This is a genomic window from Clostridium saccharobutylicum DSM 13864, assembly GCF_000473995.1.
Taxonomy (GTDB): domain Bacteria; phylum Bacillota; class Clostridia; order Clostridiales; family Clostridiaceae; genus Clostridium; species Clostridium saccharobutylicum.
This window is the reverse complement of sequence record NC_022571.1, coordinates 1,823,608-1,848,569: the sequence shown is the minus strand read 5'-3', so window position 1 is coordinate 1,848,569 and position 24,962 is coordinate 1,823,608. Positions and strand designations below refer to the sequence as shown.

The following is a 24,962-nucleotide window of genomic DNA, read 5'->3' as shown; positions in this document are numbered from 1 at the left end:
TTAATAATATTCCCTATACTATAAAACATCAAACGCTTAACAGCTCCAAGGTTATTTTTTTATCCTTGGAGCTGTTGTTATATATATAATTATGAATAAATGTTTTGGATCTTTATATTTGTATGTTTCATTTACTTATTCAAAACTAAAATTATTTATAACTTCTGTAGTTTTGTCAACATAATCATCAACTACTTGATCAATTCCATCACAAATATATTTCAAACTACACCCTACACATTTATCTAATATTCCATCATCAAGTAAAGAGCACCTAAGCTCATCATTAAAAGTAGAATTTTTAATAGCAAGAGCTATCTGCTTTTTATCAAAGATTTCTCCTTGTTCTGATTTAATTTTAATTTCATCCTTAATCATCCCCAACACACTCCATAATTTATTTTCAGCTTTTAAAAATTTATCTGCTGCTATTATTGATATATGTTCTGTGCTGTAAAACAACATTAAAAACAAATAATACTTTTTAACATTACTATCCAACTCCGCATTTTTGGAGCATATTCTGAAGAATATTTATGGCAAGAAGAAAACAAAATGCAATTCCTAAATATAATAAAATAAGCTCTTTCCATTTCATTAAGGGGTAACGCTAATAAAACTTTCAGCGGAATTTACATCTCCGCTTCCTTTGTACTCTGGATAAGCAGGATATTCTAAAAGCGGACGTGTGCGGCCTGCAGTCTTTTCAGACCCATCTGTTACAATCAAATTTTCAGGAGATTTATTATTTACTACCCATTGATCCAATGCGCCTAATATGTCGGATTGCATATTCCAGGTTTCTGAGTTATAATGGCCATTTCCTGGAACCATATAGAATTTTACAAACTTACCAAGAGGATCTTTACCAAACTTGTCAGTCAATTGATTATAGTAGTCAATTGTGCCTTGGAAGGTAACAATTTGATCTGCTGCTCCATGAATAAGAATCAATTTTCCTCCGTTATCTTTAAAAGCTGAGATATCTGGATTTGTAGCATCAAGTAATTCTGAAGCTTTTACAACTTTATCATGCCATTTATCTGGATCAAAATTTTCAGGATTAAAATTATCATCTCGAACTATCATATTTTTAATAACAGCATCCCCAGCTTCTGCCATTACACCATCCCTTGCAGTTGGTGCTGTACCATATTGGCTTAGAAACCTATCGGCTAAAGGAGCTCCCTTAAAAACAGGATATCCTGGCATAGTGGTTAATCCATTGGCAAGAGGATAATTAAATTTCATAGGTGAAGCAAATGTTTCTAATGTTTTTATCTGCGCATCTGATAATATATTTTTTAAAGCTTTTAAAACTTCATCCTTATTTTTTTCAGCTCCGTAAATGTTGCTTATTATGCCATCCTTAACGCCGTCTAGTCCATCATCTATTCCAAGGATGGTTTGATTAACAAGCTTATACTGTTCAGGGCTGATCCAACCTGCTCCATTATTAGCTTTTACATCATCTCCATTCCTGCTATCTGCAATTGCCTTAGGTACCCAGTTTAATACAGGAAAATAGCAAATAACGCCGTTATATTCTGCTGGGAAACGTTGCACAACCTTCAACGCTTCTCGTCCGCCATTAGAGCCACCAACAAAATATACCTGAGACGGCTTGGATTTATAAAAAGCCTGTACTATTTCTAGTACGGTATCTTTTGTTTTCTTTAACTGGTCAGAGGCAAAATTATTCAAGGCTTCATCATTAAGCGCCCATTTACTATCCCAATATGAAGAATTTACATGACCACTATCACTACCAAATGTCACATACCCTTGAGCCAAAGGTGTTGGATCTGAAACCATTTGCCCGTAATATCCATTATCAGCACTAACCAGAGCACCATCAAATCCACCGCCACCATATTGTAATATTTTACTGTTCCATTTTACAGGAAGGTTAACCTGAAAGTTAATATCTGGCGCAGTTTTATCTACTGGATGGATTGCACCTAATACCTTGCAGTATTCTCCATTCAGATTATCCTTTTCATCAGATTTCACTATAGTTGCTGAACTGATCGTAGCGCCTGATGTAGGCAATTCTATTTTCGATGCATCAATTTCTGCTGGTATCGTAAAATTGCTTGATGTATCAGAAATTTTAAAATCTTTTGGATTAGTGTATGATGGTGTAGCAAAAGCCATAAAATCGTTTGCATTAGCAGCTGATACTGCGCTACCTCCATTAAACATGAACATACAACTAGTAGCAAAAGCACCTACTGTGGTCCAACTTTTCTTTGAAATTTTCATTATTTCGTCACTCCTTACTTTTGACTGGTACTGTCAGAGTTTTATTTGATGTCTAACCACTGTAACACTCCCTCCTATATTAATATAAGATTAATAAAATCATAAATTATCAAATTTTTATTTATACTTAATGTAAACCTTAGCATACTTTTCTATATGCAAACATATTATACTAATTTTGACTAATATTCAATAAGTTTTATAATAATTTTTTTATAAAAACTCGTTATGTTTTTAATTTTAGGTAAATCAATTTTAATTTCTTTTAATTATGCTCCATCATCAAACTTAGAAAGAGATTATTTTAATTTATCTATAAATTTCATAGTTTCTTCTTTAAGTAAATAAAATATATAACAACCTATACCTCTTAGTTAAGATGTTCCATTAAATTTGTAAAAAAGGCTTTAAACATCCAGTTTCATAATTCTATCGATGATTCTGATAAAACAGCTTCAATAAAGGCGATAAACATTTTATTTTAAGTGTTTATCGCCTTTAAAGTCTTTATAAATTAATATTAAAACTAAATAGTTAAATTTTATATTATAATCATTTTTCAATTACATAAATTGAAATTTATCTCAATATTTTTTTATAATATTGGTACACAAATTTCACAGAAATGCTTGTTTATCATCTGTATTTCATAGCGTTCAAGGATAGGTCTTCTATCATCAATTTCGTAATTTCTTTTTGATAACTCCGAAAATATCTCCATCCATGCTTTTTGTATAGCATCTACCGTATGATTTATCTTAAATACACAGTATTTTCCACCAATAATTTTTCCCACATTAATATACTCAGTATCAACCTCAAATTCATCTGAAACAACTAAACATGTATCATAACGACAATTTTTAGGTTCTGTGAATTTAGGGTTATCTTTAACTATTCCTAATATGATTGAACTTTCATTAAATAAGTTTTTTTCTCTAGCCCAACTTTTTAATTGTTCCATTATTGACACATTCTCTAAACCGTAAGGCCCTGTTCTTCGTATATAAGCAATTTTATATGATGGTATCATTTCAATATTAATAATCATAATTTACCTTCTTTATTTTAATAAAGTACATCGATGCCTAAATTCATCATATAATCCTTTAAAATGTATTTCAACATATTTTTTAAAATTTCCAAATTACTATTTAGTGTTTAATAGGTTGTAACATTTTTTAACTTTTATATTTAATAACTCCAAAAAGATCTGAAACTTAACTTATAATTATTTTTTTACATCTGAACTAATCTTTTTCCCAGCTCAAATGCCTTTTTGCAATCTTGTGGAAACACTTCTTTCCTACGTTTTAATTTTTTGTTAGCGTCAAAAGCTGTTGAAACATATTTTGAATAATCATCAAATTGATATGTATCAGTTACAAAAATTGATTCTGCTTTTCCCAAAAATCTTTCTATTAAAAATTCATTATATTTAAGAGGTTCTTTCCATTTTGTTTGTTCCAATTTTTGTTCATCAACTCCAAATGTATAGATTAATCCTACTGAAATTCTTTTAGGAAAGAGCGAAGAATAATTTTCATCATAAACTAGATAAGGAAAAATTAATCGTTCCATAAAAGATTTCATTTCACCTGTAATTAATCCCAAATAAATTGGTGAACCAAGAATTATAGCATCTACATTCTTAATTTTATTTAAAATGGAACTTATTTCATCGTTAATACAACATTGCCCATAACTATTACCATTTGTTAATTTACACATAAAACAACTTCTACATCCTTTATAGTTAAAGTCATATAAATTGATCATTTCTACTTCTGCTCCATTTGAAGCTGCTCCCTCAAGAGCTTTATTTAGCAAAATTGCTGTATTATCTTTTTTTCTTGGACTTCCATTAATAGCAATTACATTCATGTGTATAACCCCATTTCCTATTTTATAAAAGTTAATTATGAAATCATCTTTATTAATAGTGTAATGGTTGTAGTATAGAACAATGTCAATCATTATTTACTAAAGATTTAAAAAAGTCACATTCACCTAAATGCTTATTTTCCTTTACTCCATTTAATAATTCTATCAATTGATACAACTCTTTAATTTGATTTTCAACTTCAATTATTTTATTATCTATATAATTTATTAGACTATCTTGATGAGCGCATTTCTCATTACTAACACTTTTAATTAAGTCAGATATTTGCCTTAAGCTAAATCCATATTTTTTCATTCGAACAATAAATTTGATTCTTAATAAATCTTCCTCAGTATAAACTCTATAACCATTTTCATTCCTAGTTGGATTAGGTAATAAATTTATATTTTCATAATATCGCAAAGTTTCTTTTCCTATGTTAAATAATTCTGCTAAATCTTTTCTGGTGTATTTATTCAAATTTCTTCTCCTTTATATAGCATTATTCAATCTTCATAAAATCATTTTTTATATATTTTTTTCAATTTAATCCTCAATCTATCATTGCATTATTTAAGAAATTTATTAATTATTTTGTTTAATAACACTTGTCTTACTATTAATAAAAGCTAATCTAATTTTATAGAATATAAATTCTTAAATTCTTCAACAAGCTTTTCATAATTTCTTTTTTCATGATCAAAATAAATAACGTTCATTCCAATTTTCTTAGGAATTATAAGATTTTTTTCTTGATTATCAATAAACAAGCACTCATTTGCATCTACATTCATCAAATTTATAGTTTTCTCAAAAATTGTATTAAATTCTTTTCCAGAACCAATTTCTGCTGATATTGCAATTGCATCAAATACCTTGTCCCAATTATAATACTGAACAATGCTATGTATGCGATCTTTTTTATTATCAGTAACCATGCCTACTTTATAATTCTGCTTTTTTAGCCCATCTATAAGTTTCATCATTTGGTTATCTATAGGTGTATTTATAAATGATTCATATAAGATATTCATGTCAATTTGGGTGTTTAGTCCTTCACATAAATTTTTCCAAATTTCTTCATGAGTAGTTTTTCCATATAAAAGATCATCATTATATTTGAAATACTCTTTTTCAAATATTTTTATATTCAATCCAGTTTTCATACAAATATAATTACATATCGATTCTGAACCAGTTGCATCCGTAGTTAGTACCCCATCAAAATCAAATAATATTGCTTTAATCATATTAATTCACTTCCTATAATAAATTTAAAGATTCTAATCCACATTACGCTGTACGTATTCTACAACAATTCCATCTTTATGTTTTACAGTCATATTCCACCCTGTTGCTACTTTTTGAATATCTTTAATCATAGTTGCGCCAATATTTAGTAAAACTTCTTTATATTCTTCCAAAGAATCAACAGTTAATATTTTATTAATTTGCATTTTTCCCTCTCCTTAAATATGCCACTAATAAATTACAATCTATCCTTTGGCTAATTATAACATATTATGTAAATATAATATTGTTGGATTTTTAATAAGTCTAAATTTGCCATCTCTATGACACAATGTCATATTATAATAATCTTATAAAACCACTAATGATCTTTTTTCATAAATATTTACCCTATAAATATAGGAAAGCAACATATCATACCCCTATGAAATGTTGCTTTCTATTTATATTCTATAAGTTTAAATTATTACATTTCTTAATAAAAAGAAGATATTAATATACTTCAAGCAAAAGAAAATCTACATTTTAAACAATTCCATTAGTTTTAAATTATATTATTTCTATCCAATCCATTATTTACAAGAATGGCATACAATGTACCATCTGCTTTCATCTCATTAATTTTTTCATTTAGAGCATTTAATAATGTAACATCACTCTTTTTAACTGCTATTCCTGCAGTTCCATGTATTTCAGGATTATAGCCTTGTAATGTCTTTAAAAAAAAATCCTGATTTTTCAAAAGATATTTTACCAAAGTAGAATCAGATACGCCTGCATCAATTTCTCCCTTACTTATAGCATCCAATAATTTGTTAGTGTCTTCGAAAAACATCACATCTTTTACTAAGTTATTTTTCTTCCAATCTTCTATCAAATCTGCAAATTTTGTACCTCTTTCAGCTCCAACCACCGCATTTTTCAAATCATCCTTAAAATTAATTTTTGAAACTTTTGGAACAATAACAGCTTCTGATTCCCTATATAGTGGTTGAGTAAATGATACTATTTCTTCACGTTCAGGAGTTATATATATACCATCTGTTGCTAGATCTATACTATCATCAGCATTTAATTTTGTTAATAGATCTGCAAATGATATTTCCTTTTGTTCAATTCTATTAATTCCAAGTCTCTTTGCAATTTCAGCTATTATATCAGCGTCAATTCCACTTAGCTTATTTGTTTTAGGATCTATATAGACAAAAGGTTTGTCATTTGGCGAAGCAATAGTTAATACTCCTTTTTCTCTTATTGTTTGTAACCTATCCTCTACTGGTACAATATTTGCTGTTGTAATTTTACTACTACCTGAATCACATCCAATTATTATAATAAGAGCTATAATAACAATTAAAGTGAATATTTTTTTCATAAATAAAAATCTCCTTAAAAACGTTAATCCTTTTTTATAGTTAGTGTTTGGAATCTAAATATAACTTATTCGCATTTTAAAAAACATTTTTATTGATTGTTACTTCAAATCTACAGATTATGTATTTTATAATTAATTTTGTTCAACTCAGTTTGAGCTAGTTAATTACTTAGAATAATAAAAAATGATTTGAATTATTGAGAAATTTTTTTATATGTTTTAATGTTATCTAAGCAAAAATAACAAGTTTTTTATTTCAAGTATGAATATGCCATGCAAATCTATTCATATACTTAAGTAACATCATTATATTTGAGGAGTTAAATGGATAATAGACAATTAACATTTTATCATTTGTTATACGGAAAGATAAAAAAAAGTCATAAGTATTATGCAAATAAAATCTTAGATCATCTCTACCCATATAATTCATTAAATCAACTTGATATACTTTCAAAGTTTGCAAATAAACATTCAAAGATAGTAAAAGCGTCTATTAAAGATCTTGAAGAATGTCATTTTATTGTAAACGTCAACAATTTAAAATCAATACGAAGTGAAAAAAAATATATACTTACCAAACACGGTAAGCAGCTCGTTGAAGAAGCTAGCAATTTACTGTAATATAAAAAGGCTAGAAAATCACTAGCCTTTTTAAAATAATCTTTTTTTATAATGTTACCATAATAATAATTTCAATATATTACTATACCCATATGTGAAAACAGTTACTCCCTTTGGAGCACCTGTTCTACTTATTCCTAAAATATGTTATTGCTCTTCCACTAACAAATCTATACCATGCATCTATTCTTCTTTTCTAAGCTCAAACGTCTGCTCACCAATTTGATTATATACAATTCCACTATTCCCTATAATCCCCACAATCAAACTTTTCCTAATCGCATAATAATAATCAACATTTCCATGAATCATATCCCAATAAGACTTATGGATATCTACTGTTTGATTCCAAGCAATGCTGTTCTCATCTTCATTTGTAACCTCATTAACTCTATCGCATGGCATTCCATTCAGTAGTAAATTGTCTAAGTAACCATATGCCTCTTTTATAGAAATTCCTTTTTGTACAGAATGTTCTTTTCCAAATTCATATACGGCATCATTGATATCTATAATTCTTTCTGGATGCTCATCTGTAACAATTGTAACAAGAAATGCAAGCTGGTTTTCTACAACTGTAATTCTTTCCTGTAACCATCCATGAATATTATTTTCATCAATAATATCTGCAAGTTCTCCCTTTTCTAATGTTCCATATCTATGATCGAGCTGCGAAAGTAGCTCATCCTCATATCCTTTTTGTGACACAACATTCCTTATTATTTTTACTAGTTCATCCTGGAATTTTATTTTGTTATATAGCCAGGTATGAATAGGTCCTAAAAATGCGCTCATATATTCCTCCTTGTTAAATCCTTATTTATTTATTCAATATCTTCAGCATATTCTCGATTATCAGTCTCTGATTAAAATCAAGCTTCTTAAGATTTTCAAGAACCAAATCATTTACATACAGTACAACATGATGTCTGTTCACACTGAAAACAAAGTATTTCTGTTGTTATAACAAAATATTATTAATATTTCTAAAAACCCATCTTTTTAAAACAGCAGCATTATTTTCATTGAGAGATTTCGCTGCAAACACGAATGTTATATTATCTAACAGTAATAACTCTTCACATTCATCTTTAAACAAATATGATTCTCTGTTCACTCTCAGTTCTTCTTCATACTTCTCTACAAACTCTGGAAATCTTTCACTATTGTGTCCAAACCAGCATCGTAGTTCTGTCGATGGTGCTATTTCCTTTTTCCAACTGTATATTTTTGCTTTTTCTTTTGTTAATCCTCTCGGCCAGATACGGTCTACTAATATACGATATCCATCGGATAAAACTGTTTGTTCATAGATTCTTTTTATCTTTATTTCATTCATATAAAATCCTCAATAGGTTCTTACTTTTCTGTCACATCTATACTGTCAGAACCTTCTGATAAAAATTCAAAGTAGGTTGTAACATCTTTTCTATCAACACTCCGTGACCAGGTGCTATCATGCGAATTGAATAATTTAAAAGACAAATGGCATTTTCCTTCTGTTCACTAGTTGCTTCCGAGAACACTCTTGTATAGTAAGCATCAAGCGCCCTTATAAAAACATCCTCCGTGCATCCACTATCAAGTGGAGGTTCACTTGCAAGCAGTTGTCCAAATAAATCATTAGAAAATAAAATTTCTTCTTTTTCAAAATAAGTAACCATGTTATCATTCCAATGTAATCCAGATGTTTTAATAAAACGAAAAACATGATCTCCCAGCACAGCTCTTTCTCCTGAAGTCACAATATGACACTCCATTTCTGTTAACTGTTCTGAAATTCTTTCCTGACACTCATTTGTACAATAGATCACCATTTCTGGATACTCTCTTTTCATAGTCAAAAGAGCTCCGCTGTGATCTTCCTCTGAATGATTCAGAATCAAAAAATCCAGTCTTTCATTTTTCAACAATTTTTTCACTTCTTGACACAGCAATTCTGCAGAACGTAATGGTAATGTGTCAATCAACACATTCACCTTCCCCTTAATCAGATACGCCATAAATGAAAATTGTTTATCTGGCTTAATAATAGTCTTTCCTATTGCAAATATATTTTCTGCTATCTGATAAACCATAACAATCCCCCTTCCTTTTCTTCATCATATAATAAAAAAAGTACCTGTTATGTTGCGTATGCAACGTGATAGATACTTCTTTTTCATAAAATAAATATGAACATTGATTAAAAAGGAGACATTAATTATGAAAGATATTGCTATATTTGTATCTTCTCTTACTGGAAATACTCAGAAAATTGCTGATGCTATAAAAATGGATTTAGAACAGAAAGATTATTCCGTCGTCATGCAGGATTCTTGTATGATAATGAAAACTCTTACTAATGCACAATTTTATATTCTTTGCTTTTGGTGCAGGCGCGCCTCTCTAGATGATGACAGTAAAAAACTGTTAGCTCAATACAAAAATATACCCTTCCTTGCTATTGGTACATGTGGTCATTACCCAGATTCCGATTATGGGTATAAAATAAAAAAAAATATTACCGAATATATCAATGAAGAAAACTTGTGTATAGATGTTTTTCTAAGTCAGGGCGCTGTATTTCCATTTAGCACGGAACATCGAAGAAACCTTCCTGCTCATCACCCACATCATTTAGATGATGATGGATATGCAAGACATATAGAATCACAAAATCATCCAAATGAAACTGATATTAAAAACGCTATTGATTTTTTAAACTCATACTTACAAGATTCTAACGATTAGGCACAATCAAATAAATAACAAGTCTATTTGTTTTAGAGCATTATAACTAGTCAATAATTTCTTTTATAATTCCAATAAAATATGTACTGATATAGCTTCTAACTATATCAGTGCATATTTTTATTCCAAACTTTTCAAAATATGAAACGAGTTCTTATCATAGTCAATCAATCCTTCATTACGCATCGTATTTAATTCTCTTGTCAATGCGCTTCGATTTGCACAAAGGTATTCTGCTAATTGTACACGACCTAAAGTAATATCAAAATAAGGATTATTCTGTTTCCCCGCTTCTTGTAATAAGTAGGTTGAGATTTTTTCGCGTAAAGTTTTCTTCGATAATATATCTACCTTATCCATTAACGCCACATTTTTTTTTGCAATTAGCGTTACCATATTTTCTATTAATCTATGATGAAATTTGCATGCCATAGAGCAAGATTGCATAATTCGACTAAATGACAAATACAAAATTTTTGAGTCAATAGAAGTCCAAAATGATACTGTTGCATTTCTAACAGCTCCACAAGAAAAACTCTCGCCAAATAGTTCTCCTTTTCCCATGGATACCAATAATGTTCTATTACCCCATAAATCTTCTCGAATCATATGAACTTTTCCTGATAATATAATTCCTACAAAATCTACATTATCTTCACATAGAATAACACATTGATCCTTTTTACACTCTTTTATATATGCTCCAAGACAATTAAGCATTGACTCCATTTCTTTATCATCTATGCCATGGAACAAATACATTGACTGTAAATCTGGAATATATTCTTTACACAAATTTTGCATAACTTAGAACCTCCGAAATTTATTCTACTCAAAAGCGTTTATTTCTATTTTAACATCCTATTAGTATGTTGCAAGTGCAACATATTTATTTTATGTATAAAGTAAACTATATAAAAAGAGAGGTGCATATAATGAAAAAACCAAAAATTAAAATTACTTTAGTAGATAAAATAGGCTCTGGAACATGTCATAGAGGGCATAAAATAGGTGAAAGCTTTGATTATGACACAGACCGCGGAAAGATTTGTCCAATGGCAATGCATGTTGCCTTCCCTTATGTAGATATTCTCAGATATGGTGGAACGCTACCATGCACATCAAATGGTGAATTCCGTTTTTGCTGTCCTGATGTCGACATTATCAATGTATTTCGTTTGGAAATTGTTGAATAAAGAAGGCAACTATGAATTCTATATATAATTTTTCTATAGCCCCTGCTATTCTTTGAAATTTACTTAAAAAATATAAAATATATCATTGACAATATATATTCAATGATATAAAATTTCACTTGAGAATTATTTTCAAATAAATTCTTGTATAAAGATCATATTAGATCATGTATGCATTAAAAAACAGTCAGGGAAAAATAACCAAAGAACATAGTAAGCATTTAGAATTTATTGGTATTGTGATGTTTATTGCAATATTGATACGAAAAAATTATGTTTAGCTAATACCAAATTAATAATATAAATTGTAAAAAATATGTATAATGCACAAGGAGGAATGGACATGTTAGAAAATGAACAATGGGCTGGTTTTGAAGGAAGAATATGGAGAGAAGAAATCAATGTTAGAGACTTCATTCAAAAAAACTATACACTATATGATGGTGATGCAGGTTTCTTAGCAGATCCAACAGATGCTACAAATAAACTTTGGGGCAGATTACAAGAATTACAAAAAGAAGAAAGAGCTAAAGGTGGAGTCCTTGATATGGAAACAGAAGTTGTTTCTGGACTTACAGCTTATGGTCCTGGATATATTGATGAATCTTTGAAAAGTCTTGAAAAAGTTGTAGGTCTTCAAACAGACAAGCCACTTAAAAGAGCTTTCATGCCATACGGTGGTATTAAAATGGCTGAACAATCTTGTGAAAATTACGGATATAAACCAAATTCAGAATTACACAAGGTGTTTACTGAATACCATAAGACACATAATCAAGGAGTCTTCGATGCTTATACACCAGAAATGAGAAAAGCTCGTAGCAGCCATATCATTACAGGACTTCCTGATACTTATGGACGTGGACGTATCGTAGGTGATTACAGAAGAGTTGCACTTTATGGTATTGATTATCTTATGGAAGAAAAAGCAAAAGACCTTGCTAACTGTGGCGATGGAACTATGACAGATGAAGTTATCCGTCTAAGAGAAGAAATTACAGAACAGCATAGAGCACTTGCTACTATGAAAAAAATGGCTGAAAGCTATGGCTGTGATATTTCAAAACCAGCAAAGAATGCTCAAGAAGCAATTCAATGGTTATACTTTGGATACCTTGCAGCAATAAAGACACAAAATGGTGCTGCCATGTCAATAGGACGTGTGTCTACTTTTCTTGATATCTATATCCAAAGAGATATTGATAATGGAGTTCTTACTGAAGAAGAAGCTCAAGAATTAATTGATCATTTAACAATGAAATGCAGAATGGTTAAATTTGCAAGAATAACTTCTTACAATGAATTATTCTCAGGAGATCCTTCATGGGTTACTATTGGATTAGGTGGTATAGGTGTTGATGGACGCCACATGGTAACAAAAAATGATTATCGTTTCCTTCATACATTAGAAAACATGGGACCTTCACCTGAACCAAACCTTACTGTATTTTACTCTTCTGCCCTTCCTGAAAACTTCAAGAAGTATGCAGCAAAGATTTCAGTAAAGACAAGCTCTATACAATATGAAAATGATGATGTTATGAAACCAGAATGGGGTGATGATTATTCAATATGCTGTTGTGTATCTGCTACTCAAACTGGTAAGGAAATGCAGTTCTTTGGAGCTAGAGCGAACCTTGCTAAATGTTTGCTTTATGCAATAAATGGTGGTGTTGATGAAAAATCAGGTAAACAAGTTGGACCTGAATACAAGGGAATTATATCAGAATACCTTGATTATAATGAAGTAATTGAAAAATACGAAAGAATGAGTGACTGGTTAGCTGGTCTTTATGTAAATATATTAAATCTTATTCAATATATGCATGATAAATACTATTATGAAGCAGCAGAAATGGCTCTTATCGATACAGATGTAAGACGTACATTTGCAACAGGTATTGCAGGTTTCTCACATGTAATTGATTCACTTTCTGCAATTAAGTATGCAAAAGTTAAAACAATTCGTAATGAAGCAGGTATTGTTACAGATTACGAAATCGAAGGAGATTTCCCAAGATACGGTAATGATGATGAGAGAGCTGATGAAATTGGTATATATGTTCTTAAATCATTCCTTGATAAGATCAAGAAGAGACACACATACAGAAATTCTGAACCAACTACATCTATCCTTACTATTACATCAAATGTGGTATATGGTAAGTATACAGGTAATATGCCAGATGGACGTGAAGCTTGGACTCCACTTGCACCAGGAGCTAGTCCATCTTATGGAGCAGAAAAGAATGGATTACTTGCTTCATTAAACTCTGTAGCTAAACTTCCTTATGAATGGGCGTTAGATGGTATTTCAAATACACAAACAATTAACCCAACTGCATTAGGACAGGATGAAGATGAACAAGTTGATAAACTTGTACAAGTATTAGATGGTTACTTTGACCAAGGACCACATCACTTAAATGTTAATATATTCGGTATTGAAAAATTAAAAGACGCTATGGAACATCCTGAAAAAGAAGAATATGCTAACTTCACTATCCGTGTATCAGGTTACGCAGTTAAGTTTATAGATTTAACAAGAGAACAACAACTTGATGTTATCTCTAGAACATGCCATGAAAGAATATAATTTAGATAAAAATATTGGAAGAATTCATTCAATAGAGAGTTTTGGATCTGTTGATGGACCTGGACTTCGTTTTGTTACTTTTTTAAAAGGCTGTTATATGAGATGTCAATTTTGCCATAACCCGGATACATGGGATATGGATGGCGGTGAAACAAAAACTGCAGATGAACTTTTATCTCAAGCTCTTAAATACAAAACTTATTGGAAAAAGGGAGGTGGAATCACCGTAAGTGGTGGTGAGCCCCTTCTTCAAATTGATTTTCTAATTGAATTTTTTACAAAAGCTAAAGCAAAAGGCGTTCATGTCACGCTTGATACATCTGGAAATCCATTTACAAGAGAGGAACCTTTTTTTAGTAAATTTAATGAGCTTATGAAAGTAACAGATCTTGTAATGTTGGACATTAAACAGATAGATGAAGCTAATCATAAAATACTCACAGGATGGAGTAATTCAAATATTCTTGATATGGCAAGATACTTATCCGATATTAATAAACCTGTATGGATTCGTCATGTACTTGTACCAGGTGGAAGTGACAATGATGAGCAACTTACAAAACTTGATGAATTTATCAAGACTTTAACCAATGTAGATCGTGTCGAAGTGCTTCCATATCATATTCTTGGAACTTTCAAATGGGAACAGCTTGGTATTGATTATCCTTTAAAGGGTGTTGAACCTCCTACTAAGGAGAGAATAGAAAATGCTAGAAAGCTTCTTCATACAAGTGAATATAATGGATATTTATCACGATAATTTAGAGACATGAAAATAAATAACAAGTCCAAAGTTGCCATGAATATTTTTCATCAAACAAGGAGGCAAATGGACTTGTTATTTATTTGATTGTGCCTTATACAAATTAAATCTTTAATCTACACCATAAAATCCATCATAGAAATATTATGGATTTTTTTATCTATAGTAATAAATGATGATTTTTATTGTAACAAGTAGAGATAGTCAAGTGAATGAATTAAAACTTATTATTTTATGATACATTACATCATTTATTCTCTTATTCAAATTCTACATCTATGTTCTTTACTTAATAATAATTATAGAACTATATTCAATCTTATTTTTTCCAAAATGCTAATGATTTAAAATTTAATTTAGCTATCTTTGATTTAATATTTAGTTTATCTATGTTTATTGGTTTCTCTTCTAATCTAGTATTAACTAGTGAATATACTACTGGAACAACTACAAAAGTAAGAAAAGTTGCTGATGCAAGTCCAAATATTATTGCTACAGACATAGGACCAAATAAAGCACTTTTAGAAAATGCAAGTGGTATAAGCCCTGTAATTGTTGCAGTTGAACTCAATATTATAGGTCTAAACCTTTGACTTACAGCATGTAAGCACGCTTCATCTATAGAAAGTCCCTCTTTTCTACCATCAATTATATATTCTACAAGCAAAATTGCATTTCTTATAACTACTCCAATCAAACTTATTATTCCCATTACAGCAGTTAATGATATAGACATTCTAAACACTAAAAGTCCTATTGATACTCCCATTAATGATAGTGGAAGTGAACACATTATAACAAACGGTTGTATAAAAGATTTAAATTGAACAAATAAAATTACGTAGATTATCACTATACAAAGAACTCCTGCTACACCAAGGCTTGTAAAGTTTGTTTCTATTTGATGTTTTTCTCCATCATAAATCACATTTACTCCATTTAAATCCATTTTACTTATTTCCTGATTCAATTCATCTTCGATTTTAACAGAGTTACAGCCTGCTTTAACATCACTATATATTGTTACAGTTTTATCTTTCTTATAATGCTTTATCTGATCTAACTGTGAATTTAAATCTATAGACGCTACTTCTGATAACAATACCTTATTATCTCCAAGGCTTGATTTTATCTGTAGATTTTTCAAATCTTCTACTGATGCAATATTAGTTTTAACTAATATATCATAATCATTACCATTCTTTCTATATACAGAACTGCTGTATCCTTTTAAGGCAATATTTATCTGTTTTAAAATATCAGATTTTAACAGTCCATGCTGCATAGCTTTAGTGCTATCTATATTTACTTCATATTCATAAGTCTTTTTCGCTGCATCATCTCTTATATTTAATGTTCCTGGTATATTTCTTAATTTTTCTTGTATTTGGTCTGAAGCAGCATAAATTTTATCTAAATCATCTCCTGTAAGTCTCAAACGAATTGGGGCTCCTATTGGCTGTGCTTGTTCCAAAAGTTTTACCGTTGCAGTTCCTCCAGAGATCGTGCTATCTATTTGACTTTGTAAATATTCAGCTAATTTTTCTCTTGTATCAAACTTCTTAGTTTTTTTTATGTCTACTTTCACCATAATCTGCGCTGTACTTTTAGATGGTGGAGTATCAGGAAGTGTCATATAAAACTTAGGCATACCACCACCTATAGCTGAAGTAACCCCTGTAACTTCCTGCTTAGATTTTAAGACATCTTCTATTTGTTTTACTAAATTAGATGTACTATCAATATCTTCAACTTTTTCATTAGAAACATCTATATAAAGAATATCTTTATCTGCATGAGGGAAAAACTCCATTCCTAATAATTTCATTAATCCCATAGATACTATAAACACACATATAGCTGCTATAACAATTTTTATTTTATGTTTAAGTCCATAAGTTAAGAGTTTATGAAACATTTTTCGAATTTTACTTTCCTTCTCTGCTTTGCTCTTTGTAAAAAACATTGATGACATGGCAGGAGTAATAAAAAGTGCTGAAATATATGAGCAAATTATACATATCATTACTACTTGAGGTAAAGTTCTTAAAAAATCTCCAACTGCTCCTGGTATTTTTAAAAGCGGTGAAAAAGCACCAACAATAATTAGTGTAGAAGTAAATACAGGTACAAATAATTTTTTTATACCATGAAATGCTGCTTCATCTCCTGGCATCCCATTATCAATTCCAACCTGCACTACATCTCCAATTACAATTGCATCATCTACCAATATTCCAAGAGCTATTATAAGTGCCGTTGTAGACATTTGTTGCACTTTTATTCCAAGAGCATCCATAATAATAAATGACATAGCCATAGATATTGGAATTACTGCTGAAACTACCATTGCATTTCTAAATCCCATTCCTATAAGAACAGTTATTACTACAAGAATCACACCATCTCTAAGGTTGTCCATAAAGAATGAAACTGATTCATTTACATCTTTAGGCTGGAATGAAACTTCATCTATTTTTAAATCCTGTGGCAATTGCGTTTTTATCTCATCCAATTTTTTCTTTACATCATCACCTATTAAAACTATATTTTTATTATCTTGAAAATAACCTGCAAGCAGTACTGCATTTTCTCCATTATTAGTATATTTATAATTAGAATCATCATCATAATCCATTTGGACATTTGCTATCTCTTTAATCTTTATAGTTTGCCCAGTATCTTTTGAAACATTCACAATTGTATTTTCTATATCTTTAAGCGATGTAAAACTACCAGGGGTCTGGACTTTTATTTTTCCTGTGCTCAAGTCTAAATTTCCAGATGGAATTTCTATATTTTGCGCTTGTAATACTCTACAAACATCTTCAAGAGAAATAGAATTTTTATTTATTTTGCTTAAATCTACATTTACTTTTACTTGTTTATCTTGTTTACCTTCTATGTCAAATCTAGAAACACCACTGACATTACTTAGCTGTTTCTTTATCTCATCTGCATAATTTCCTAACTGTTCATAAGAATAACTATCTCCAGATACACTTAAGATCATTCCTGCGCTTTCTGTAAGCTTTGTATTTATCTGACTATCCTGACATCCATCTGGAAGTTCAGATTTTAAATCTTTTATTTTATCTCTTAAATCACGCCATGCTTTATCTTTGTCTGCATCATTATTTAAGTAAAGAATAACTATAGATGCACTATTTTCAGAATAAGATTCACAATAATCATAACCATCTATTTCTTCAACTTTTTCTTCAATCTTTTTTGTGACTAAACTTTCTATATCACTAGGAGATCCACCTGGATAAATTGTTGTAATCATGGCAGCTGGAGATGAAACATCTGGACTCTCCTGCTTTGGAAGAATATGATAACAGTAGAAACCACTTATAATAGCTATAACCACTAGAAATAATACTATTTTTTTATTTTTTATAGCTGCATTAATCAATCCCATAACTCATTCTCCTTTATTCTACTGAAACCTGATATCCAGCTTTTATATTTTTCATACCTTCATTTACAAGATTATCTCCAACCTCTAGTCCCTCTACACACACTTGATCTTCATTGGTTTGTCCAATTGTTATGTTTTTCCTTACAGCACGACTATCTTCCACTGCATAGACGTAATCTTGCCCATCATTTAAAATACTGCTAATAGGAATCCATATTCCATTCTTTTCACCATCGTCAATATAAACTTTTACTGATTGACCTATATAAAATTTATTATTATCTATTTGATTGGTAATCTTAATTTCTGCACTATATGTTCCACTTTGAGTATCAGCTGATTGAACTATATTCATAATTTCTCCATCAACGGTATCATCATCTATTTTAATTTTAGCTTTCTCTCCTATTTGTACTTTTTTGACATCATCGTCAGATAATCCTACTGTTACAACTTGATTTTCATTTCTAAACAATATAACTGGATAACCAGCCGCTTGCATTTCATTTTCTTTACAAAGAATATCTACTACATAACCATCTTCTGGTGCTTTAAGAGAAGCATCTTCAACCAGATTAACTTTAGAATCATAATTAGCTTTTGTAGTATTTAATGCTGCTAATGCTGCTTGTTTATCTTCTTCTCTTGTTCCATTTTGAAGTTGTGTTAAAGTTTCATTTGCACTATTTAGAGCACTCTCACTGTCATCTAGTTTTATCTTAGCATCGTCAAGCTGTTGTTTTGGAATTGCCTTTGCCTGATATAAAGTAACATTTTTATCATATAAATCCTTGCAATAATTATAATTATCCTGAGCATTTTTTACTGCTATCTGAGCTTTATTTATATCCTCAGTTTGAGCACCATTTACAGCTTTATTATATTGTGCTGAAGCTGAGTCCATTTGAGCTTTTGCTGCATCCATTGCAAAATTCAAATCTGATTTATCTAAATCAACAAGATTATCTCCTTTTTTTACATGCTGACCCTTTGAAACATATATTTTTGCAACTTTAGCTGCACTTTTAAAAGAAAGTTTTTTCACTTCACTCCCCCCTGTTAAACCTTCATATTCTAATGAAACAGGATAGCTTTTATCTTGTAATTCTATAGTTTTTACTGGATAAGTTTTTACATCTGCTTTTGAATCAGACTCACTACTGCATCCACTTAATATAAATAAATTTAAAAATACTAAACAAGTAACTAATATTCTCTTATTCATATATCCTCCTTAAATCTGCCATATCATATGTAAATAATATATATTTTCTTTATTTCACCTTACATTTTTTTGTTCATTAAAAAATGTATTTATCACTTAGTATCCATGTTTTTAATATGCTATCTCTTAAATTATTATGGATATTAACAAGTTTTTTTGCTGCTATTTCATCTTGTAATGATTTTAATTCAATCTCAGCATCAGTAACTTGATTATCCTTTTATTTCATTAACATTCACCCCTTTATTTTTAATTTAATCTTGGAAGATAACACATGTACTTCATGCATTAATATGTATTTTAATATATTTAAAATCTTGTTATCATTACATTAATAAATAAATATTTATTCATTAATATTGAAAAAATTTTGGTTTCTTATATATTTAAACTATTTATCTACTTCACGTTGCAATAACATTGTCATGTCCAATTCATATACTTCCAGTTTTTAATAATATCCTACTCTTTTCATGCAAACTCTTCTATTTATAAATAATATTTTGTGTCCTCCATGTATCCTACATTAACTAATTACTAATGAAGTATTAATTATAAGTTTTTGAGAAAATTAGAACATACTCATTCTAATTTCTATTAATAAACAACCCCTTATTAATTAATACTTCAAAAAATTATTTTACTGCATTTATACATATTTGTGCTACTCTTTTAATTTCATCTTCTGTAAACATTTTATTTTTATCAAGCTCTATTGAAAATAATAAATATCTAAACGGAATCGTAAAAGAAACGACTAACATTTCTAGTGGTGTTATATTGGAATTAGTTTCACCTGTTTTTTTACCTAGCTCAATGCATTTTTCTGCTAGTTCTATAACCATTTTAAAATTATCTTTTTTTTCTTCTGCTGGTATTTTAAAATCCATAACAACTGAAGCTGCAAACCTTGCAGCCATAGGCTCCACATTTGCCCTCATAAATAATCTCCTTATTGTTTTACCACCAGCTTCATATAATGTATTAGATGACTCTATATCTAATATAAACTTTTTAATTATTGCTTGCATCTCAGTGTCTACTAGTTCCTGTACTAGTTCTTCCTTACTTTTATAATATCTATACAAATACCCTGGAGACACCCCTGCTTTTTCACAGATTAAAGCCGTTGATACTCCTGCATATCCATATTCTATTACACATTCCATTACTGCTCTCTTAATGTTTTCCATCTTTTCAGGATCTGCAATTCTTGCCATCTTATATTACCTCAAATAAAAAATTAATAAATGAATTTTCATTTATTAATTTTATTATATCTTTATATTTTTCACCCGTCAATACTAATATGACTATATGCTCATATATATATTATTTTCACACACAGTATTTTTTTACGAACTCCATAGGGAAATTGTTAAAAAAAAAACTTAAAGTGTGCAGAAACATTACAAAAACTCCCTTATATTTAATTCGAAATGTACTAAGATAATTCATAAACATAAATGTAATTTGCATTGTAACTCTACGAAATTATTGTTAGCCTATATTAAAACACTTTAAATTCAAATTATAATTGTCCATAAATTATAGTTAACAACAAAACCTTTTAGATATTTCATTTTAATAAATTCTAATATTCTTATGATATTTTTTGTATTTCATAATACCTCCCAAAATAAAACCTCTATTTTTTAAACATCTTTTTGACTGATTGGCAATTTAATATATATTGTTCTTATAGTTCCATGTCCATCAGCCCAAATACTTCCATGATGAAGTTCTATTACTTTTTTTGAAATACCTAAACTAAGTTCTGACTCTTCAAAATCCATTGATTTTGAAGTATCAATTCTATTAAGGCTTTCAAACATAACATTTAATTTATCATCTTCTAAATATTTACCTTTATTAGATATAACAATATGAGCTGTACTAGCTTTGTTTTCTACCTTAATAATTAAATCCGATAGCAAATCACCATATTTTTCAATTTCACTTAAAATATTATTAAATGCTTTTATTATTTTTTCATAATCTATTTTAACAAGAATTTCTTCATCAATATTCACTCTAATCCTTACGCCCATTTCCTCAAGTCTTGGTGTATACTCCTCTAATATTTTAATAAGCATAAAACCTAAATCTACTTCTCCAAGTTTTAGTTCCATATTTCTACTTGAAAGTTTTGTATACTCAAATAACTCATTTATAAGTTTTTTTAATTTTATAGACAGATTATATGCTACACTTAAATGTTCCTGCTCCTCCTCTTTACTTTTATATCTTTTATTTTCTAAAATATATAAATATTCTGTTATGGCAGTAATAGGAGCTCTTAAGTCATGTGAAATACTTGTAATCAGTTCACTCTTTTCATTTTCTATCCGTCTTTTGTGTTCAAAACTCTCCTTCATTTCCATAGACATACAATTAATATTTTCACATAATTCTGCTATTTCATCATTTCCTACAACATTCAAATTCACCCCTAAATCCTCTTTAGTAATTTTATTTACTTGCTCAGAAATGTATTTAATATATCTTACCTTTTTTCTTACTAAAAGTAGAAACGTAATTATAAAAATAACTATAGGAACTATGAAAACTATTGAAAAAGCCGCATAAGAGAAAAGTGAACTTATATTTCCTTCATTATCCATCGAATATATCTTCAAATTACTTAGCACCCCAAGAAACGTTCCCATAGAGACTAAACAACTCAAGGCAATAGTAGCTATAAGTTGAACACTTAATTTTCTAAATACTACGAACTTTTTCATATTTTCTATCCAACTCCTCATACTATTTTAATATATATTGTGTTTTTAAGTTTCTCTTCTATTTTTTTCTTAATCCCCTCTCTATACTCATTTCTTTTTCCTACCATACCAAAACTTTACTATATAAAAAGTACTTATACTTATTGTCAACACCACAAAAGGAATACTATAATTAAACTCCATATTATCTTCCCTCCACATCTTTATTTAAATTGATTTTACTATTCCATCTTCTGTAATTTATATAGCTCACTAAAATTATAATAATAAGTGTAGCAATAAATACATATACGGAATATTTTGTGCTTATCCCTAAAAAAGTATATAGAAGAATAACAGGTGTATCAGCTATAAATATAGTTAAAGCATACTTACTAAAAGACATTCCAGTTAAAGCAGAAAAGAAACATACTACATCTGATGGTACTACAGGAGATGAAACCCCTAAAGCTAGAATCTTAACACTATTATTTTGAATTAATGAGTATATTTTAGGATATTTATTAATTATATTTTCTTGATATCCCATACCAATTGTGACTTTAACAAATAAAAACAAAAGAATTTCACTCAATAAATTTGCTATAGTAACTAAAATAAATGCTTTTACAGGATCAAATAATATTCCAGAAACTATAATGAAAACAGTACATGGAACAAAAGTAAAAATTCTAAATGAAGCAATTATTAAAAATAACAATGCACTGTACTTAGGATATGATTCCAAAAATCCAGTAATTTTACCTACTCCATCAATATACAATTGGTATTTAAAAAATACAGCTATTATTGCCATCCAAAATAAAAAAACTATAACCTTAAATAAATTATTCATTATTCAGACTCCTATTTTCAAAGTAATTTTTGTGTTTAGAAATTTAAACTTACGCCTTATCTAACCACAAGATTTATTCTACATGATATTTATTAAATAAATTTCGAGAAAAACATTAAGAATTCTTAAGATTTTTTCTTAGATAATTAATCTTTTCTTAGTTAAGCTTGGAAAAGTATTTTGGCAAAAATCACAAGAGTCCTCAGTGCTTTCTTTAGCTCTAAGAACTCCTTATTTTATAGGTACAATACCATATTATGAAATTTTCTAATAATTATTCTTCGCTTACTTTGGGTAATTCAATATTAAAATTAATTTTATTCTTATTACATTCTGCCCAAATTCTTCCCTCATGAAGTTCTATGATTTTCTTTGAAATAGCAAGACCAAGGCCAGACCCTTCAATTTCAACATTTCTTGATTTGTCAATTCTATACATTTCATCGAATATTTTAAGCAAATCGTCTTTACTAATATTATCACCTTCATTAATAAACGAAAGTTTAATATTCTTATCCTCTTCCCACATTCTAATTTTAAATGTAGAGTTTCTATAACTATACTTTTCAACATTTTTCACTAAATTTTCAATAACTCTAATAAACTTTTGTATATCAATCTCACAAAGCAATTCATTTTCATTACATTCAATTTCAACCTTAATATTCTTTTCAGATAAAAATAAAACATGCTCTCCCACTATTTGATTTACTAAAACAGCTATATTAAATGGAACTTTATCTAGTTTCACATAGTCATTTGAAAGTTTAGTATATTCAAAAAGTTCCTCAATTAATTTCTTTAAATTCTCACTTTTTTCATAGGCTACTTTTAAAAACTCTTGCTGCTCTTTTGAAAAAGTTTCTTTATCCTTATTAAGAAGTTCCAAATATCCAATTATAGATGTTAATGGAGTTTTTAAGTCATGTGAAACAGCAACAATCAACTCGTTTTTAGTTTCTTCCTGTCTTTTTTCTTTTTCATAATTTTCTTTAAGTCTCTCAGACATTGTATTTATATCTTCAGCTAACTGCGAAATCTCATCATTGCCTTTTATCTCTATATGATTTAAATATTGCTGTGTCTTTATATTAGTGACACTTTTACTAATATACTTTAAATATTTAATCCTTCCATTAATCGCAATCAAAAAAATTACTAACTCCAATACAAAACTTCCCATAACTAGAAAAGCTCCATATTTCTGATAAAGCTCAATATTGTTGCCAAATTTTTTAGCAGTCATAATACAAATAAACCAAAAAATCGAGAAACTTATTATCATATCTATAGGAATTAATATTAATAACTTTATTCCTACCTTATTAATTATTTTCTTCTTCATATTTTATAACCAACTCCCCAAACTGTTTTAATATATTTAGGGTTTTTAGGATCTAATTCAATTTTTTGTCTAAGATTAGTAATATGAACTACAATAGAAGTGTCCGATACTGCAAATTTATCATTCCAAATAGTTTCATATAATTTCTGTACTGAAAATACCACACCTTTGTTTTTAGCTAAACATTCTAATATATCAAACTCCTTTGGCGTAAGCTTAATTTTATCACCACTTACTGTAACTTCATGAGTATCAAAATTAATAGTTAAATCCTCAATAGTAACAATACTGTTATTTTGAGGTTCTGCATTAAACTTTTTATATCTTCTAAGTTGAGCCTTTACTCTAGCTATAAGCTCCATGGAACCAAAAGGTTTAGCAATATAATCGTCAGCGCCTACTGTTAAACCTTCTATCTTATGAATTTCTTCATCTTTTGCTGATAAAAATATTATAGGCATAGTATAGCTTTCTCTAATTTTCATACAAGCACTTATACCATCTAAAACCGGCATCATTACATCTAAAATAACTAAATCAAAATTATTTTCATTAATCATAATTAAAGCTTCAGCTCCATTAGACGCTTCCACAATATTATATCCCTCATTTTCAAGATAAACTTTAATTAAATTACGAATACTCTTATCATCATCTACAACTAAAATATTTGTCTTCATACATACATTCCCTTTCTACAC

General features: G+C 29.2%; 24 protein-coding genes. 5 read left to right on the top strand and 19 right to left on the bottom strand.

The window, feature by feature from the left end:
• Positions 1–135: 135 nt before the first annotated feature.
• The 8 genes from CLSA_RS08080 to CLSA_RS08045 all read right to left on the bottom strand — a co-directional run bounded on the left by CLSA_RS08080 (position 136) and on the right by CLSA_RS08045 (position 6,776).
• A complete protein-coding gene (locus tag CLSA_RS08080; RefSeq protein ID WP_041716517.1) occupies positions 136–378 on the bottom strand; it encodes a hypothetical protein in 243 nt (80 codons plus the stop codon).
• Between the two features lie 219 nt (positions 379–597).
• Positions 598–2,265: a tannase/feruloyl esterase family alpha/beta hydrolase gene (locus CLSA_RS08075; RefSeq protein ID WP_022745136.1), complete on the bottom strand. Its 1,668-nt coding sequence runs from the start codon at positions 2,263–2,265 to the stop codon at positions 598–600.
• A gap of 595 nt (positions 2,266–2,860) precedes the next feature.
• Positions 2,861–3,316: an AraC family transcriptional regulator gene (locus CLSA_RS08070; protein ID WP_022745134.1), complete on the bottom strand. Its 456-nt coding sequence runs from the start codon at positions 3,314–3,316 to the stop codon at positions 2,861–2,863.
• A gap of 188 nt (positions 3,317–3,504) precedes the next feature.
• Positions 3,505–4,149, bottom strand: a complete 645-nt coding sequence (locus CLSA_RS08065) for a flavodoxin family protein (RefSeq protein ID WP_041716187.1) — start codon at positions 4,147–4,149, stop codon at positions 3,505–3,507.
• An 85-nt stretch (positions 4,150–4,234) separates the two neighbouring features.
• Positions 4,235–4,630 (bottom strand): MerR family transcriptional regulator, encoded by a 396-nt coding sequence (locus tag CLSA_RS08060; protein WP_022745132.1) that lies wholly within the window; start codon positions 4,628–4,630, stop codon positions 4,235–4,237.
• 149 nt (positions 4,631–4,779) lie between these two features.
• Positions 4,780–5,400 carry an HAD family hydrolase gene (locus CLSA_RS08055; RefSeq protein WP_022745130.1) on the bottom strand — a complete coding sequence of 207 codons (621 nt, stop codon included), beginning with the start codon at positions 5,398–5,400 and terminating at the stop codon, positions 4,780–4,782.
• Between the two features lie 33 nt (positions 5,401–5,433).
• Positions 5,434–5,607 carry a hypothetical protein gene (locus CLSA_RS23075; RefSeq protein ID WP_022745128.1) on the bottom strand — a complete coding sequence of 58 codons (174 nt, stop codon included), beginning with the start codon at positions 5,605–5,607 and terminating at the stop codon, positions 5,434–5,436.
• Between the two features lie 338 nt (positions 5,608–5,945).
• Entirely contained in the window at positions 5,946–6,776 is an 831-nt protein-coding gene (locus tag CLSA_RS08045) for an ABC transporter substrate-binding protein (RefSeq protein WP_022745125.1), read from the bottom strand.
• Between the two features lie 324 nt (positions 6,777–7,100).
• Between CLSA_RS08045 and CLSA_RS08040 the strand changes: the two genes are divergently transcribed.
• Positions 7,101–7,400 carry a hypothetical protein gene (locus CLSA_RS08040; RefSeq protein WP_041716185.1) on the top strand — a complete coding sequence of 100 codons (300 nt, stop codon included), beginning with the start codon at positions 7,101–7,103 and terminating at the stop codon, positions 7,398–7,400.
• Between the two features lie 183 nt (positions 7,401–7,583).
• On the opposite strand, the gene CLSA_RS08035 is transcribed toward CLSA_RS08040, so the two are convergent.
• The 3 genes from CLSA_RS08035 to CLSA_RS08025 form a co-directional block, all read right to left on the bottom strand.
• A complete protein-coding gene (locus CLSA_RS08035) occupies positions 7,584–8,195 on the bottom strand; it encodes a hypothetical protein (protein ID WP_022745122.1) in 612 nt (203 codons plus the stop codon).
• A 166-nt stretch (positions 8,196–8,361) separates the two neighbouring features.
• Entirely contained in the window at positions 8,362–8,739 is a 378-nt protein-coding gene (locus tag CLSA_RS08030) for a DUF488 domain-containing protein (protein ID WP_022745119.1), read from the bottom strand.
• Between the two features lie 37 nt (positions 8,740–8,776).
• Complete coding sequence (locus CLSA_RS08025; RefSeq protein WP_022745117.1) at positions 8,777–9,478, bottom strand: FprA family A-type flavoprotein; 702 nt, start codon at positions 9,476–9,478, stop codon at positions 8,777–8,779.
• Positions 9,479–9,605: 127 nt separating this feature from the next.
• Between CLSA_RS08025 and CLSA_RS08020 the strand changes: the two genes are divergently transcribed.
• On the top strand, positions 9,606–10,133 hold the full coding sequence (locus CLSA_RS08020) for a flavodoxin family protein (RefSeq protein ID WP_022745114.1): 528 nt from the start codon (positions 9,606–9,608) through the stop codon (positions 10,131–10,133).
• 120 nt (positions 10,134–10,253) lie between these two features.
• On the opposite strand, the gene CLSA_RS08015 is transcribed toward CLSA_RS08020, so the two are convergent.
• Positions 10,254–10,937, bottom strand: coding sequence for a Crp/Fnr family transcriptional regulator (locus tag CLSA_RS08015; RefSeq protein ID WP_022745110.1), 684 nt, complete (start codon positions 10,935–10,937; stop codon positions 10,254–10,256).
• Between the two features lie 92 nt (positions 10,938–11,029).
• On the opposite strand from CLSA_RS08015, the gene CLSA_RS08010 reads away from it, so the two are divergent.
• From CLSA_RS08010 to pflA, 3 genes are all read left to right on the top strand, one after another.
• Entirely contained in the window at positions 11,030–11,329 is a 300-nt protein-coding gene (locus tag CLSA_RS08010) for a TIGR04076 family protein (protein ID WP_335618191.1), read from the top strand.
• A 343-nt stretch (positions 11,330–11,672) separates the two neighbouring features.
• On the top strand, positions 11,673–13,925 hold the full coding sequence (gene pflB, locus CLSA_RS08005; protein ID WP_041716184.1) for a formate C-acetyltransferase: 2,253 nt from the start codon (positions 11,673–11,675) through the stop codon (positions 13,923–13,925).
• Positions 13,891–14,685, top strand: a complete 795-nt coding sequence (gene pflA, locus CLSA_RS08000) for a pyruvate formate-lyase-activating protein (RefSeq protein ID WP_022745099.1) — start codon at positions 13,891–13,893, stop codon at positions 14,683–14,685. The genes pflB and pflA overlap by 35 nt, the downstream gene beginning before the upstream one ends.
• Positions 14,686–15,007: 322 nt before the next feature.
• Here the strand turns inward: pflA and CLSA_RS07995 are convergent, their stop codons facing one another.
• From CLSA_RS07995 to CLSA_RS07965, 7 genes are all read right to left on the bottom strand, one after another.
• Positions 15,008–18,112 (bottom strand): efflux RND transporter permease subunit, encoded by a 3,105-nt coding sequence (locus CLSA_RS07995; RefSeq protein ID WP_022745097.1) that lies wholly within the window; start codon positions 18,110–18,112, stop codon positions 15,008–15,010.
• 13 nt (positions 18,113–18,125) lie between these two features.
• Complete coding sequence (locus CLSA_RS07990) at positions 18,126–19,337, bottom strand: efflux RND transporter periplasmic adaptor subunit (RefSeq protein ID WP_022745094.1); 1,212 nt, start codon at positions 19,335–19,337, stop codon at positions 18,126–18,128.
• Positions 19,338–19,972: 635 nt separating this feature from the next.
• On the bottom strand, positions 19,973–20,557 hold the full coding sequence (locus CLSA_RS07985) for a TetR/AcrR family transcriptional regulator (protein ID WP_022745091.1): 585 nt from the start codon (positions 20,555–20,557) through the stop codon (positions 19,973–19,975).
• Positions 20,558–20,992: 435 nt separating this feature from the next.
• Positions 20,993–22,081: a HAMP domain-containing sensor histidine kinase gene (locus CLSA_RS07980; protein ID WP_041716181.1), complete on the bottom strand. Its 1,089-nt coding sequence runs from the start codon at positions 22,079–22,081 to the stop codon at positions 20,993–20,995.
• A gap of 184 nt (positions 22,082–22,265) precedes the next feature.
• A complete protein-coding gene (locus CLSA_RS07975; protein WP_022745085.1) occupies positions 22,266–22,916 on the bottom strand; it encodes a TVP38/TMEM64 family protein in 651 nt (216 codons plus the stop codon).
• 274 nt (positions 22,917–23,190) lie between these two features.
• Positions 23,191–24,261 carry a sensor histidine kinase gene (locus CLSA_RS07970; RefSeq protein WP_022745082.1) on the bottom strand — a complete coding sequence of 357 codons (1,071 nt, stop codon included), beginning with the start codon at positions 24,259–24,261 and terminating at the stop codon, positions 23,191–23,193.
• On the bottom strand, positions 24,258–24,941 hold the full coding sequence (locus tag CLSA_RS07965) for a response regulator transcription factor (protein ID WP_022745079.1): 684 nt from the start codon (positions 24,939–24,941) through the stop codon (positions 24,258–24,260). Before CLSA_RS07965 ends, CLSA_RS07970 begins: the two co-directional genes overlap by 4 nt.
• Positions 24,942–24,962: the final 21 nt, after the last annotated feature.

Bases quoted from the DNA above. Each gene is read 5' to 3' on its own strand.
- CLSA_RS23075 (WP_022745128.1), bottom strand. From the start codon at position 5,607: ATGCAAATTAATAAAATATTAACTGTTGATTCTTTGGAAGAATATAAA.
- CLSA_RS07990 (WP_022745094.1), bottom strand. From the start codon at position 19,337: ATGAATAAGAGAATATTAGTTACTTGTTTAGTATTTTTAAATTTATTT.
- CLSA_RS07970 (WP_022745082.1), bottom strand. From the start codon at position 24,261: ATGAAGAAGAAAATAATTAATAAGGTAGGAATAAAGTTATTAATATTA.
- CLSA_RS07965 (WP_022745079.1), bottom strand. From the start codon at position 24,941: ATGAAGACAAATATTTTAGTTGTAGATGATGATAAGAGTATTCGTAAT.
- CLSA_RS08065 (WP_041716187.1), bottom strand. From the start codon at position 4,149: ATGAATGTAATTGCTATTAATGGAAGTCCAAGAAAAAAAGATAATACA.
- CLSA_RS08045 (WP_022745125.1), bottom strand. From the start codon at position 6,776: ATGAAAAAAATATTCACTTTAATTGTTATTATAGCTCTTATTATAATA.
- CLSA_RS08040 (WP_041716185.1), top strand. From the start codon at position 7,101: ATGGATAATAGACAATTAACATTTTATCATTTGTTATACGGAAAGATA.
- CLSA_RS08015 (WP_022745110.1), bottom strand. From the start codon at position 10,937: ATGCAAAATTTGTGTAAAGAATATATTCCAGATTTACAGTCAATGTAT.
- CLSA_RS08055 (WP_022745130.1), bottom strand. From the start codon at position 5,400: ATGATTAAAGCAATATTATTTGATTTTGATGGGGTACTAACTACGGAT.
- CLSA_RS08020 (WP_022745114.1), top strand. From the start codon at position 9,606: ATGAAAGATATTGCTATATTTGTATCTTCTCTTACTGGAAATACTCAG.
- CLSA_RS08025 (WP_022745117.1), bottom strand. From the start codon at position 9,478: ATGGTTTATCAGATAGCAGAAAATATATTTGCAATAGGAAAGACTATT.
- CLSA_RS07985 (WP_022745091.1), bottom strand. From the start codon at position 20,557: ATGGCAAGAATTGCAGATCCTGAAAAGATGGAAAACATTAAGAGAGCA.
- CLSA_RS08080 (WP_041716517.1), bottom strand. From the start codon at position 378: ATGATTAAGGATGAAATTAAAATTAAATCAGAACAAGGAGAAATCTTT.
- CLSA_RS07980 (WP_041716181.1), bottom strand. From the start codon at position 22,081: ATGAAAAAGTTCGTAGTATTTAGAAAATTAAGTGTTCAACTTATAGCT.
- CLSA_RS07995 (WP_022745097.1), bottom strand. From the start codon at position 18,112: ATGGGATTGATTAATGCAGCTATAAAAAATAAAAAAATAGTATTATTT.
- CLSA_RS07975 (WP_022745085.1), bottom strand. From the start codon at position 22,916: ATGAATAATTTATTTAAGGTTATAGTTTTTTTATTTTGGATGGCAATA.
- pflB (WP_041716184.1), top strand. From the start codon at position 11,673: ATGTTAGAAAATGAACAATGGGCTGGTTTTGAAGGAAGAATATGGAGA.
- pflA (WP_022745099.1), top strand. From the start codon at position 13,891: ATGTTATCTCTAGAACATGCCATGAAAGAATATAATTTAGATAAAAAT.
- CLSA_RS08010 (WP_335618191.1), top strand. From the start codon at position 11,030: ATGTATAAAGTAAACTATATAAAAAGAGAGGTGCATATAATGAAAAAA.
- CLSA_RS08035 (WP_022745122.1), bottom strand. From the start codon at position 8,195: ATGAGCGCATTTTTAGGACCTATTCATACCTGGCTATATAACAAAATA.
- CLSA_RS08070 (WP_022745134.1), bottom strand. From the start codon at position 3,316: ATGATTATTAATATTGAAATGATACCATCATATAAAATTGCTTATATA.
- CLSA_RS08030 (WP_022745119.1), bottom strand. From the start codon at position 8,739: ATGAATGAAATAAAGATAAAAAGAATCTATGAACAAACAGTTTTATCC.
- CLSA_RS08075 (WP_022745136.1), bottom strand. From the start codon at position 2,265: ATGAAAATTTCAAAGAAAAGTTGGACCACAGTAGGTGCTTTTGCTACT.